Source organism: Mammaliicoccus sp. D-M19, from assembly GCF_022386695.1.
Taxonomy (GTDB): Bacteria; Bacillota; Bacilli; order Staphylococcales; family Staphylococcaceae; genus Mammaliicoccus; species Mammaliicoccus sciuri.
The window spans coordinates 460,227-473,891 of sequence record NZ_JAJNHW010000002.1 but is presented as its reverse complement, the minus strand read 5'-3'; the positions used below and the strand labels follow the sequence as shown (position 1 = coordinate 473,891).

General features: G+C 32.1%; 14 protein-coding genes. All 14 read right to left on the bottom strand.

What is annotated here, in order from left to right; genetic code table 11:
• Window positions 1-35 precede the first annotated feature (35 nt).
• The 14 genes from LQ675_RS07935 to aroB all read right to left on the bottom strand — a co-directional run bounded on the left by LQ675_RS07935 (window position 36) and on the right by aroB (window position 13,659).
• Window positions 36-2,729: a helicase C-terminal domain-containing protein gene (locus tag LQ675_RS07935; RefSeq protein ID WP_058592353.1), complete on the bottom strand. Its 2,694-nt coding sequence runs from the start codon at window positions 2,727-2,729 to the stop codon at window positions 36-38.
• A 10-nt stretch (window positions 2,730-2,739) separates the two neighbouring features.
• Complete coding sequence (locus LQ675_RS07930) at window positions 2,740-3,708, bottom strand: biotin--[acetyl-CoA-carboxylase] ligase (protein ID WP_048539788.1); 969 nt, start codon at window positions 3,706-3,708, stop codon at window positions 2,740-2,742.
• Window positions 3,695-4,906 carry a CCA tRNA nucleotidyltransferase gene (locus LQ675_RS07925; RefSeq protein ID WP_048539787.1) on the bottom strand — a complete coding sequence of 404 codons (1,212 nt, stop codon included), beginning with the start codon at window positions 4,904-4,906 and terminating at the stop codon, window positions 3,695-3,697. The genes LQ675_RS07930 and LQ675_RS07925 overlap by 14 nt, the downstream gene beginning before the upstream one ends.
• A 1-nt stretch (window position 4,907) precedes the next feature.
• Window positions 4,908-6,029, bottom strand: coding sequence for an N-acetyl-alpha-D-glucosaminyl L-malate synthase BshA (gene bshA, locus LQ675_RS07920; protein WP_048539786.1), 1,122 nt, complete (start codon window positions 6,027-6,029; stop codon window positions 4,908-4,910).
• Between the two features lie 19 nt (window positions 6,030-6,048).
• Window positions 6,049-6,363, bottom strand: a complete 315-nt coding sequence (locus LQ675_RS07915) for a nucleotide pyrophosphohydrolase (RefSeq protein ID WP_048539785.1) — start codon at window positions 6,361-6,363, stop codon at window positions 6,049-6,051.
• A 181-nt stretch (window positions 6,364-6,544) separates the two neighbouring features.
• Window positions 6,545-7,231, bottom strand: a complete 687-nt coding sequence (locus tag LQ675_RS07910; protein WP_037588148.1) for a zinc metallopeptidase — start codon at window positions 7,229-7,231, stop codon at window positions 6,545-6,547.
• A 53-nt stretch (window positions 7,232-7,284) separates the two neighbouring features.
• Window positions 7,285-7,878: a DUF1405 domain-containing protein gene (locus tag LQ675_RS07905; RefSeq protein ID WP_107602344.1), complete on the bottom strand. Its 594-nt coding sequence runs from the start codon at window positions 7,876-7,878 to the stop codon at window positions 7,285-7,287.
• Between the two features lie 58 nt (window positions 7,879-7,936).
• A complete protein-coding gene (locus tag LQ675_RS07900; RefSeq protein WP_048539783.1) occupies window positions 7,937-8,725 on the bottom strand; it encodes a menaquinol-cytochrome c reductase cytochrome b/c subunit in 789 nt (262 codons plus the stop codon).
• A gap of 37 nt (window positions 8,726-8,762) precedes the next feature.
• Window positions 8,763-9,437 (bottom strand): menaquinol-cytochrome c reductase cytochrome b subunit, encoded by a 675-nt coding sequence (gene qcrB / locus LQ675_RS07895; protein ID WP_016912349.1) that lies wholly within the window; start codon window positions 9,435-9,437, stop codon window positions 8,763-8,765.
• 13 nt (window positions 9,438-9,450) lie between these two features.
• Entirely contained in the window at window positions 9,451-9,954 is a 504-nt protein-coding gene (locus tag LQ675_RS07890; protein WP_037588153.1) for a Rieske (2Fe-2S) protein, read from the bottom strand.
• A gap of 397 nt (window positions 9,955-10,351) precedes the next feature.
• Window positions 10,352-10,783: a DUF2487 family protein gene (locus tag LQ675_RS07885; protein ID WP_239727426.1), complete on the bottom strand. Its 432-nt coding sequence runs from the start codon at window positions 10,781-10,783 to the stop codon at window positions 10,352-10,354.
• The gene (locus tag LQ675_RS07880) at window positions 10,783-11,319 is read right to left on the bottom strand and encodes a YpiB family protein (protein ID WP_037588155.1); all 537 of its coding nucleotides are present in this window, start codon (window positions 11,317-11,319) and stop codon (window positions 10,783-10,785) included. Before LQ675_RS07880 ends, LQ675_RS07885 begins: the two co-directional genes overlap by 1 nt.
• A 12-nt stretch (window positions 11,320-11,331) precedes the next feature.
• Complete coding sequence (locus tag LQ675_RS07875) at window positions 11,332-12,570, bottom strand: tetratricopeptide repeat protein (RefSeq protein ID WP_025905474.1); 1,239 nt, start codon at window positions 12,568-12,570, stop codon at window positions 11,332-11,334.
• 15 nt (window positions 12,571-12,585) lie between these two features.
• Window positions 12,586-13,659 carry a 3-dehydroquinate synthase gene (gene aroB / locus LQ675_RS07870; RefSeq protein WP_481817161.1) on the bottom strand — a complete coding sequence of 358 codons (1,074 nt, stop codon included), beginning with the start codon at window positions 13,657-13,659 and terminating at the stop codon, window positions 12,586-12,588.
• Window positions 13,660-13,665 lie beyond the last annotated feature (6 nt).

Below are 13,665 nucleotides of genomic sequence, written 5' to 3'. Positions count from 1 at the left end.
CCTATAGTTATTTTATCAAATTATGCATACAACTGCTATCTGTTTGGATATTTTCTTAGTTTATCTTGGAATTTATTTAAATCGCCTTCAATAACAGGTATTTCACCTAAAGCATTTATGAAATATTTACTGTAATTACTATCTAGTATTCTTCTATCAAAACAAATTAATAAACCTTGGTCATGCTTGTTTCGAATTAATCGACCAATGCCTTGTCTGAACTTAGTTACTGCGTCTGGTAAGACAAAGTCTTTAAAGGGATTGTCAAATTCATCTTTCATTAAATGGTATCGTGGATCATCTTGATGTATAAATGGTAATTTCGTCATCATGACACATTTAATACCTGAAGATTGGTAATCAAACCCTTCAAAAAATGATAAAGTGCCAAGTAAAATGGTTTTATCAAATTGGTTAAACTGTTGTACGAGTTTATACACGTGTGAATGTTGTTGCTGCATCAATACGACATAATCATCAAATATTTCAAGTTCTTCCATATATCGGTATGCTTGATACAACATAGAATAATTCGTAAACAGTACTAAACATTTTTGATTGGTTTCACTAACAAATGTAGATAAATAACTAATAATCGTTTCAATATAGTCATCTTGTTGATGATATTGATAAGTTGGCATATTTTGCGGTACAAAACATGTTGCTTGATTTTTTAAGTCATAAATATCATTTAAATAATACGTGTTAAATTGAATGTCTTCAGGAAACATGGATTTAAATGATGTAAATGAATGATTAACGGTTAATGTACCAGAAATGAAAATATTGCTATTGAATTGTTCAATAAACACTTCATTCAATAAATCTTTTACTTCTGCTTTTTTAACAAAGAGTGAAAGTGTAGATTTCTGAGAAATTTTCTTAATGGATACGAATGGCACTTGACCAGACTTAATCATGTTATAAATTTTAGTATATTGATGATAGATATAAATTAACTCTTTCTTGAATGCTTTTACATGTGCATGTGAGTATGATTTAAATCTAGATAATATTTGGTTGATTGTACTAATTTGTCGTTTAAATATTTCAGATATATTTGCGACATCAATATCATAGAAGTAATGTATTTGTTTGTCATCTTCATGAGATTCTTGATGCTTATCTGAAATTTGAGCCATTAAATCATCAAATAGTTGTTCGTTTTGTTCATGCAGTAAATCAATATCACGCTTCAATTGATAAATATCAATTGGTTCAATTGGATATTGCTCTATGACTCTTCTATTTTCTAATTTATCTAATCGTTTAAATAACTTTTCTTGCTCGTTTTTACCTAGTAAACCGAGATGATATTTAATATGTTGATAACTTAAATCATCAGTAACTTGATTAAGTGCGTAGTCTTGAATGCGATGTGCTTCATCAACAATGATATGTTTGAACAATTGATATACCGTATCTTCAGTGCTATGTTGTAACAAGTGTGCATGATTCGTAATACCAATCTCTACATGTTGCGCACTCTCTTTAATAAATTGATAGTAATGTATATCATTCTTAAACGGTACATAAGTCGTGCGTTTTTGGTCAAAGAAGACTTTTTGACCGCCTTTAAGATGGAGCTCTTCAATGTCACCTGTTTCAGTTTCAAGAATCCATACAAGCAACTGCATTTTTAAAATTGTCGCTTCATAGTTGTCTGTATCATCTTGTAATATATTTAAGATTAAACCTAGCGAAATATAATGATCTTTACTTTTAATAATCATTGCTTTTAAGTCTAAATCTAATGCATTTAAGACTTTATTAAATTCTTGTTCTAAAAGTTGATTTTGAAGTAACTTCGTATGTGTTGAAACGAGAATGTGCTCACCTGTCTCTAAATAATACAATAATGCAGCGAGCACAAAGCTCATTGATTTCCCGCTTCCAAGTGGTGCTTCAATCAAAGCATTCTCATTATGCATTAAAGAATCAAACAATTGCTGAACGAGTTGATATTGTTCTTTACGATAATCGAAGTTAAATGTTTTAAGTATTCTATCATAAGCTTCATCAAGCGTAATGGATGTTCGATCGCTTGAATGACGTATAGGCATTTGCTTTAAATAATGGATGTTCTGGTACTTTTTAATATTGCGATTATGCGTTTCAGAACCTTGATGTGTTCTTACAAGTTCAAATAGAACGTCTTTTAAATCATGCTTTAACGATTTAGATAAATAATAAAGTTGTTTAATGGTATCAATCGGAAGACTATTTATTTTTTTTATGGCTTTAATTAACAATAGTGCAGTTGCTTTAGCATCCTCATAAGCACTATGCGCTTGGTTTAAATCAACTTGTAACGATTGACTTAATTCACTTAACTGATAACTTTCTTCGTTTGGAAATGCGATTTTAAACAATTCCATCGTATCAATAGTTAATTTAGGTTCAAATTGTATTTGATGCTTTTCGAAATGGGATTTGAGAAAGTTTAAATCAAATAGAACATTATGCGCGACAAATACACAATCTTTCAACAAGTTAAATAAAGATTGACTAATCTCTTCGAAGTATGGAGCTTCTTCTAAGTCTAATTCATTTATATTGGTTAAGGCTTGGATGAAAGATGGAATTTCCAAATCCGTTTTCACATATGAATGATATGTATCGATAATTTGGTTATTTTCTATAAATGTTATCCCAATTTGTATAATTTCATCATATTGAATTTGGTTTCCAGTTGTTTCTAAATCTACAACAGCGTATCTTTGCGCCATATTATCTCTCCTATATTTCGATATCTGCACTCATAAATTGGTGTAATTGACCATCATCAGATATCACGGTTAAGAACCCATTATCTTGTATATCAATTGCTCGACCAAATACTTGTTTTTTACCTTCTGTATAAGTTAATTTTTTGTCCCAAATCATACTTTTAGTTTTATATAACTCTTTGATTTCACTGAATGGTAATTCTAAAAATTGATTGTACCTCAGTTCAATGGCTTCAATTAATAATTTTAAAAATTGATAAGGTTCTATTGATTGTTCGTTTTCTATTTTTAAGCTTGTCGCGCGCGATTGACCAGCATGATCGAAATCTTCTTGTGTTTGGTTTAAATTAATACCAATTCCACAAATAATCGCATTGACGCTATCGGTATCTGCAATCATTTCTGTTAAAAAGCCACAAACTTTTTTATCGCCTATATAAATATCATTTGGCCATTTAATTTTACTTTGAATGTCATAATGCTGTTCCATAACTTCTTGAATTGCAAGACTTATAAAGAGATTAAAAGTCGACATTCTTTGAATTGGTATATCTGGGCGTAATACAACTGACATCCAAAGCCCTTTACTTTTAAGAGATGACCATTCTCTTTGGAAACGCCCTCTTCCATTTGTTTGTTCATCACTCAAAACAATAAAGTCTTGATCAATCTCATTAACACGAGACTTGGCTAACAATTGTGTTGAATCCACTTGTGTTTGAACAATAGCGAGATTCAATATACTTTGATCTTGAAGTGTAATATTCACAATGTCTTCTTGCCAAGTTAAAGGGATTTCTGAGATTTTATACCCTTTATTAGAAATAGACTCAATTTCAAAGCCTTCTTTTCTCAATTGATCGATGACTTTTTTAACTGTTACACGTGAACAATTTAACGTTTCAGCTATATGTTGTCCTGACAAATATTCATTATTTTGATATAAATATTTAATAATTTCATGTTTATATTTTGACATTCTCTCGCACCCATTCTATTAAATCATTTTCTGTGTTATATACTTTATGGTTAATGACAGCTTGTTCAACTTTATTTAAAATATCTTTAATCCATGGTCCACCTTTTTTATTAAATGTAGCCATCAATATTTGACCGTTAATTTGTAATTCTGATTTATCATATATAGGTAGTTTATCATATATTTCATCAATTACACGGTCATTCATAATTGTAGGATGTATAGAGATATTCAGTTGTGCATTATGCTCGGAAATAAAGTGAATGATTTCTTTCATTTTATCACGATGATACGTATATACGAGATGAATCATATCTTGCTTTGAAATGTTATTTTCAGAAAGTGATATCAATAATTGATGGTATGATGAGATATCGCGCTTTTCTTGATTACTGATTTTCAAACTGTTCAAGCTTGTTAAATCTAATTCGTATAAATAACATAATGCAGCAACCCATAAATTGAAATGGGCATGTTCTGGCATGAAGATATTAGTTTGGTTGATTTCTTTGAAAAAAGGTATACATTTAAATATTTCTAGTTCATGAGCGGTCTTTTTTGTATCATGAATATATTTACCTTGAATCATTTTTTTAAGTTCAACAACAATTCTTTCAATTGCGATGGCATTTAAAGAATGTGCTGTTTGATGCATGGCATCTTTAGTATCGTGATCAAGTGCAAAGCCAGTCTGTGCTTGGAATCTTACACCTCTCATAATACGTAATGCGTCTTCTTCCATTCGATCAATAGGTGTTCCGACTGCTTTTATGATTTTGGATTGTATATCGTTTAGCCCGTTGAAATAATCGTGAAGTTGATAAGACTTATCCATAGCGATAGCATTCATTGTGAAATCTCTTCTTGCTACGTCTTCATATAAATCCGTTACAAATTGAACAGATGCTGGCCGTCTATGATCAACATAATCCCCGTCTTTTCTAAATGTTGTGACTTCAAACTGTTGATTTTCACCCATTACAATCATCGTGCCGTGCTCTTTGCCTATTGGTAAAGTCTTATCAAATAATTGTTCAACTTCATCAGGTAAAGCACTCGTTGTGATATCTACGTCTGAAATTTCTTTCTCCATTAAATAGTCTCTTACAGAACCACCGACAAAATATGCTTGATGTCCATTACATTCAAGTGTTTCAATTATCCATTTCGCATCTTCAAATACTTGATATTCACGCATATTATTCTCCTAACATATCGTTGTAGCAAGCTTCGTATTGATCTGCAATCACTTTAGATGAGAATCTTTCACGAACATCTTGAATCATAGCACTTTGCATTTTGTGATAAAGTTCTGAATCTGTTAATAATTTAACCGCATATTCACTCGCTTTATCCGTATCACCGACGTCAACCGTATAACCTGTTTCACCGTTTTTAATGACTTCTTTAATACCACCTGCATTAGTACCAATCGGCACGACACCTGTAAGCATAGCTTCAAGCAATACAAGTCCAAAGCTTTCTTTTTCACTTAATAACAACGTTAAATCAGACATTTGATAGAAGATATTCACTTCATCTTGTTTACCTAAAAATAGAACTTGGTCTTCAATATTAAGTTGTTTAATTTGTTCTCTTGCCACTTGTAATTCAGGACCATCACCTATCAGTAATAATTTAGATTTAATTTGTTTGTTAACTTTGTAGAAAGTATCAACGACATCTGGTACGCGTTTAACTTTTCTAAAGTTTGATACAAATGTGATGACTTTTTCATCTTCTTCTATACCATAACGGCTTCTTAAATCTGTATTATAAATTTGTGGGAAACTTTCTTCCTGCACAAAATTGTATATTGTTTTGATTTCTTTATCAGGTTCTATAATGTCGTATGTTTCTTGTTTAAGACTATCACTGACACTTGTCACAACGTCACTCTTTTCAATACCGAATCGAATGGCACTTTGTAATGATGTATCATAACCTAATACTGTAATATCTGTTCCATGCAGAGTCGTCATGATTTTGACATCTTTTCCGGATATTTGGCGCGCTAAAATACCACAAATCGCATGCGGAACGGCATAGTGCATATGTAATATATCCAAGTCGTAATCGTTAATGACGTCTGCAATTTTTGCACTTAATGTAATATCATATGGTGGATATTGGAATACAGAATATTGATTTACGTCAACTTGATGAAATGTTACGTTTGGAACAGGCTCTCTCATTCTAAAAGGCATATTAGAAGTAATAAAGTGGATTTCATGACCTCTTTTTGCCATTTCCAAACCAAGCTCAGTTGCAACAATACCTGAGCCCCCCATTGATGGATAACAAGTTATACCGATTTTCATATTAATCCTCCATTATGACTTATTTACGTTCAAATCTATCTTTATCTCTTACATTGAATTTATTCATTGTATCTTGGAAACTTTTATTTAAATCTATATCTAAAGAATTTGCTAAACAAATTAAGACGAATAAATTATCACCTAATTCAGCTTCTATTGTATTGTCTTCTTCTGTTGGTTTCTTTTTCTTTTCACCATGACTATGATTAATTTCTCTAGCTAGTTCTCCAACTTCTTCTGTTAATCTTGCTAAATTTGCTAATGGCGAAAAATAACCTGTTTTAAACTGAGAAATATATTGATCAACTTCATGTTGCATCTCTTTCATGTCCATAAAACTTCCTCCTCACCTATCTTTTATATCTATATATAAAAGAACTCACATAATAAAATTATATATGATAATCATGCATAATGACAACGTAATAAGCTTATAAGTACAAACCTCATAAATATTTATAAAATAAAAAATACCAACAAAGTCTAAAGACTTTATTGGTATTAAAATGATTTCATTAATTATTACGTGCCATCAGAATAAATCTTGCTAATTCAGCTACGGCTACAGCTGTTGCTGCAACGTATGTCATAGCAGCTGCAGATAATACTTTTTTAGCATGTCTATATTCTTGTTGGTTAACGATATTTAATTTTTCAATTTGTCGCATTGCCCGTTTACTTGCATCGAATTCAACTGGTAATGTGATGATCGAGAATAATACAGCGAATGACATAAATACAATACCAACCCATAATAATGTTGTACCGAATGTACTACTCATTGCTGTTAATACGATACCAGCTAAAATGATAATGTATGATAACGAACTTCCTAAATTAGCAAGCGGTAAAAGCGCTGATCTAAATTTAAGGAAACCATATCCTTGAGCATGTTGAATAGCATGTCCTACTTCATGTGCTGCAATTGCTGTCCCCGCAACACTTGGTTGTTGATAGTTTGCAGGTGATAATACGACACGTTTCTTAGTTGGATCAAAATGATCTGATAAGAATCCTTCACCTTGTAACACTTCTACATCATGAATTCCATTTGCAGCTAAAATTTCTTCTGCAACTTGTTTACCCGTCTTCCCACTTGTTGAACGTACTCTTGAGTATTTATTGTAAGTTGATTTTACTCTAAATTGGAAGTACATAGGGACAATCATAATGATAATAAAATATATGATATATGAAAACAAATAACTTCCTCCTTTTTATCCCTGTTATTTATTATATTACGGAGTGACGGCTCTTACGTCAAATATTTTGAACGTAATTTGATGTTTTTTTGGAAATATAGTAATAACAGAAAAGCAATAACGCTTAGCCAAAAAGCAAAGTATCCTATATGTGATTCATATTGGCTTAACATACTATAAACGGGATATTGATGATACACGTAATCAATAACATCATTGTGAAATACCCAAATCATTGTTATAACAATATGCCACTTTTTAATATTGAATAAAGGATAGAACATCAATGCTTGTATAGCCATGATACCGTGTGAAGTCATGAGCATAATGGCCATTGGAACAAGTTGATCGTAATGAATCATTACAAATATATTCATAATAACCGCCCATACACCATATTTAATTAATGTAATAAATGCTAAACATTCAAACAACCCTAAATGTTTATTGAAATAGATTGCAGCAATCGCAATCACTAAGAATAAAGTTGCTGTTGGACTATCGGGTATAAATGGCCAAAAGTACCATTTGCTATCAAGTAATTGACTGCCATACCATATGTATCCGTAAATGGTGCCGAGAAGATTTGCAATAAATAGCGTAATGAGAATAGATTTCTGGCCCATTACATATCTCCAAAATTCCATTTTATTACTCCTTTGAAAAGAGCCCAGGGCACGTCATATGCCCCAGGCTCAAATTTAATTATTTTTTCAATTCTTTACCGTTTGCATCTGTTTCATGTAAATTAGAAACGTATTTAGCAACTTTGTCAATTTCATCTTTAGAAAGGGTGTCTTTAAAGCTAGGCATTTTACCTGCACCATTTTCTACGAATCCTTTAACGCCATCTTTAGGTAATTTCGATTCAACTAGGTTTGGACCTTGTCCACCCGTTAACTCACCACCGTGACAACTTGTACAGTTTGACTTAATGATGTCAGTATAAACTGGGTCTGACTTGTCTAAGTTAGAGAAGACGATTTCACCTTGTTTAGCTTGTTGTTTCCAATCATGGTAATAACTTGATTCCCATGTTGTATAGAATAAGATTGCAATTGCGATTAACATAAATCCAGAAGCAAATGGTCTCTTTGTCCATTTACGTTCAGGGCCTCTATCTAACCAAGGTGCTAATAATAAAGCACCGAATGCGATACCTGGTAAGATAATTGCTCCGAATGTGTTATAAGGACCAGATGCGAATGAATATTTAAGTATTTGATATAAGAATAAGAAATACCAGTCTGGTAATGGTGTATAACCAGTATCAGATGGATCTGCCACACGTTCAAGTGGCGATGGATGAGCGACTGTTAAACATAAATAAGCGATTAAGAATACCGCACCAGTCATCCATTCTTTTAATAGAAAGTCAGGCCAGAAACTTTCTGTACGACCTGGAAATTCTGAATAATCTCGATTTAATTTCGGTTTGTCGTATGACTTTATTCTTGAATCACCAACAAACTTCATCCCTTTACCGCGATGCATGTCGCATGACCTCCTTTTTCATTTATTCACGTTAATTTTATAGTGGACCTGAAATACCTTGTTTTCTGATCATTATAAAGTGTGCTGCTAGTAACGCGAATAGTGCAGCTGGTAGGAAGAATACATGTATCGCAAAGAAACGAGTTAGAGTTTGTGCACCAACTATCTCTGCATCCCCTGCTAGTAATGTCTTAACCCACGGCCCAATGATAGGAACAGATTCTGCAATTTGTAAACCTACTTTTGTTGCGAATAGTGCTTTCATATCCCATGGTAATAAATAACCAGTAAAACTTAATCCAAGCATTACGAAGAATATTAATACACCGACAACCCAGTTTAATTCTCTAGGTTGTTTATAAGATCCTGTAAAGAATACACGAAGTGTATGTAAAAACATCATTACTACTACTAAACTTGCTCCCCAATGGTGCATACCACGTACGATAACACCAGCAGCTACATCGTGTTGTAGATAGTAAACTGATTTCCATGCATTAACGATATCTGGAACATAGTACATCGTTAAAAACATGCCTGATAAAACTTGTATAACTGTAATGAAAAACGTTAGACCACCAAAACAATAAACGAAAGCTGAAAAGTGATAAGCAGGGTTAACATGCTCTGGCACCTCATGATCAGCAATATCTCGCCAAATTGGTGTAATATCAAGTCTGTCATCGACCCAATCATAGATTTTATCTATCATTGTTAATCCCTCCTTATTTAGCTAATTCGTTCTCGTGCTTTTTACCGATTTGAATAATGCCACCTTTAACTTTTACTTCGTATTGATCAAGTGGTGCTAATGGCGGCGTACCTGGAATATTCTTACCGTTCTTTTCATAACGACCGTTATGACATGGACAATAGAATTGATTAGGATTTGATTTATCGCCATTCCACTGTACTGTACATCCTAAATGTTTACAGACTGGTGATAATGCTACGATTTCATTTCCGTCTTTGTATACCCAAGCAAATTCTGTAACTTCACTTGTGTACCAAGCATCTTCTTGCTCGAATTTAAAGTCCACTTTAATAGGCTCTTTACCAAGTTCTGACTCCTTTACGCCTGTAGCAATCAAATCGCCTTGTGCATCAGCTTTGAATACAGGATCAAGCGCAAATCTACCCATAGGTAAAATCATACCAGCAGCCATAAATGACCCAACACCCATCAATGAATAGTTTAAAAATTGGCGTCGTGTGACACGTTGGCTCATTTAGATTCCCCCCTCTATTAATCGTTCTTTTATAACTAGGACAACTTAATTTTAGCCTATTATTTCAAGACGGTCAACGCTTTGTCACAATTTAAATGTTTATTTATTAACCTTTTATCTAGGAATTTTCAAAAAAATGAAAAGGCTTTATTATGAAGGAGAAAATATAGCATAAAAACTGTGAAAATAACCCTGTTTTCCACATAGAAAGGACAAATGTGTTTTTGTAATAAAAAACCGTAACAAATCTTAACTCAATAAGATTTGTTACGGTTATTATGATGTGAAGTTATCTAGAAGTTAGTTATTATCGCACTAAGACTACGAGATATCGTGCGCAAAGGTACAAAATCAGGGTGTAACGCACGAAGACTTCTAGATATCGTGCAGCTACCTATTATTTATTCCAGGTTCTAATGATAAACTTCATAAATTGTTTAACTTCATCTTCAATGAGTGTGCGTTTCATATCATCGTCTAAGTCACCCATTGGAATCGTGTTTACTTTATACAATTCGTGATCGTCGTTCAGTTCTACTTGATCACTACTTAAAATAATTATATTGTTCAAGCCATAATCTTTTAAACTTTGAATAAAAGATACGACGTGATCGTACTGGTAACCACTTGTGAAAAATGTTGGTGTAAGTAGTAATCTACCTTTAAATTGTTTTTCTGCTAACATGCCAACAAGTTGAACTGTTTCATTTTGGTCGCATGATGTTAATAATTGATGATTCATATCAATATTTGATACAGGTATGATGGCTGTATCGATATATTCTAAGTTGTTTTTTAATTCTTTTAAGTTAACATGATTAAATAACATTATCGATGTTCCTCCAACTCATTAATGAATTGTAATATTTTAGACATTTCTATAAACATGTCTTGATCGTTATTATCTAAAGATTTATCTATTTCATTACTGATGAGTTTACGCCAATGTCCTAGTCCGTGTGTATTGTTATTATTTAAAGCACGAATATCTTTATCATCTCCATAATAATCAACAAGCATTTGTAACAACAACAACTTATTTAGTCGATCATCATTTCTGTTCAAATATAAAAGTACATTTAAATGCGTATTATCCAGTCTGATATCGTGGAAGATTTGACGACCATCTTCTATACAGAAACGATCTTTGCAATAAAGTAAAGGCAGTTGTTTAGATTGCTCGGTACTAATGGACAGTATGCGTTCATCTGAAAATTCATTGACGAATGAAATGTTAGATAAATATTTAGGGCTACTTTTTAATAAATTTAATATCCATACACTTTCAGCAATTTTAAAATCGTATTGATATAGAATATATTCAATAAATCGCTGTTTTTCATAATTTAACCATGTATGATTCATAATTAACCCTACTTATAATAATCTTTCGTATTCTTGGTCCCAATATGGATTTTCAGGATCAAGTTTGCGAACAGATTCTAATATATTTTTAGCGTTATCGACATGACCGATTTCAATTAAGTAATGGTAATAGTCGTTTAAGAAATCAATATTTTGTGTTAAATCTGGATATGCTAATTCGTAGAAGTGTTGAGCTTCTTTATCTCTTTCTTCTTCACCGAATGCATATGCAACATGCCAAGCTACTACAGGGTCTATATCTTCATGATCAACATACGTTAATAAATTAATAAGACCTGTTATATTATCTTTTTCTCGATAATAATCAGCAAGTATAATGGCAGCTTCAGTATAAGAAGGATCAACTGTTAATGCATCTTGTAACAGAATTGCACCATGCTCATCATTTGTTGTTAACATCAGTCTAGCAGTATCTGTCATAAGTTCTTTATAATATGCGTTTAAACGAAGCCCTTCTTTACCAATTTCTATTGCTTTTTCATAATCTTTTTCTGATTCATAAATTTGCAATAAGTAATGGTAAGCTTGCATAAAGTCTGGGTCTTTTTGTAATAACTTTTCAAGTTGCTTTATCGCTTCTCTTGTTAAGTCATTTTTTTGATAACTAATTGCTTGTTTGAAATAATCTTCAGCTGTCATATCCATTTCAGATACATTTTCATAATATTTGATTGCTTCTTCGTATGCACCACTTTGTAAACTTGCGTCTGCCATACGTGCATAAATCGAAATACCATTAATAATATCTTCACCAGTTTGTGTGATTGTTTCATAGTTAGAAATTGCTTTTAAATATTGACCATCATAATAGTACATTTCAGCTAAAGCGAATGTAATGACAATATCATCTGGTTCCATTTCTTTTGCTTCAATCAATTTCTCAATTCCTACTTCGAATAAGCCTTGTTGTTGGTATAAATCAGCCTCAAGCATTAACTTCTCTGTAGAATGTGGGCTGTTATACAATACTTCATGCGCTTTATCTAAGTCGTTTTGGTCAATTAGCCCTTCTATATAATAAACAAGCAATTCATTTTCATCTGGATAAAGTAAATAAAGTTCTTCGAATATTTTAACGCCTTGATCGACAATACCGTATTTGTATAATGTTTCGCCTAACATAAATAATGCGTCGTGATCGTCAGATTGTAGAACTCTGTTTACTTTCTCATCTAAATGTTCGATATTCTTCATGTGAATATCGTCAATTACTTTATATACATCTTCCATGTTAAAGGACTCCTTCTATTCATTTATTAGAGATTTAAGTTCTTTAAATGCATCTAATACTTCTTCTTTAGAAACGGATTCAATTGTAAATGAAGCTTCACCATTTTGTAAAACCATTTGAATCGTTTGTCCAATATTCTTTTTGTCTTTTTTCATATATTCAAAAATTTGTTCAATATCAGCATGATTTAAGACGTTTAATGGGTAACCTAATTCTTTTAAATAATTAATGAACAGATGAACACTTGATGTGTTATCGTACATATTTCTATTTTTATTTATCACTTTCTGGAAAAGAATACCGATCATTACAGCTTCACCGTGAGCAATTTTTGTTAAGTATTCTAGACCGTGTCCAAAAGTGTGTCCTAAATTTAAATGTTTACGTACGCCACCTTCAAATTCATCTTCAATTACAATTTTTAATTTAGTTTCGATGCCCATTTTTAAATAATCTTCTATATTTTTCAATTGCGCTAATTCTTTTATAGAAGGATAAACATCCATTAAATGAAGCGTGTCAGCTTCACTATTTAAAATGGCATGTTTAAATATTTCACCATACCCACTACGTATTTCAATATGTGGCAATGTTTCTAGGAAATTTATATCATATATAACAGCACGTGGTCTATGAAATGCACCGATTAAATTTTTACCGACCGATGCATTAATGCCCACTTTTCCACCGATTGCTGAATCGTGTGCTAAAAGTGTTGTAGGAACTTGTATAAAATCAATGCCACGTAACAAAGTTGCAGCTAGAAAACCAACAAAGTCTCCGGTTGCACCACCACCGATAGCGATGAGTTGAGATTGTCTTGTGATATTCATTGATAATAGCTTTTCGCTTAGCGATTCAAAATATGACATTTGCTTACAAGCTTCACCACTCATAACTGTTAAAAATTTAATATCTTGGTCTTGAAGATGCGACTTAATATATTCTTTATGAAATCTATAAACATCTTGGTCAATTAATACAATATTTTGTTCATCTGCTTTAAGATATTGATTAAGATCAGCTAGTGCGTTCTGCTTTAATATTATCGGATAGTTGTTGTTAGTATATGTTGTTTCAAAAATCATTTCATC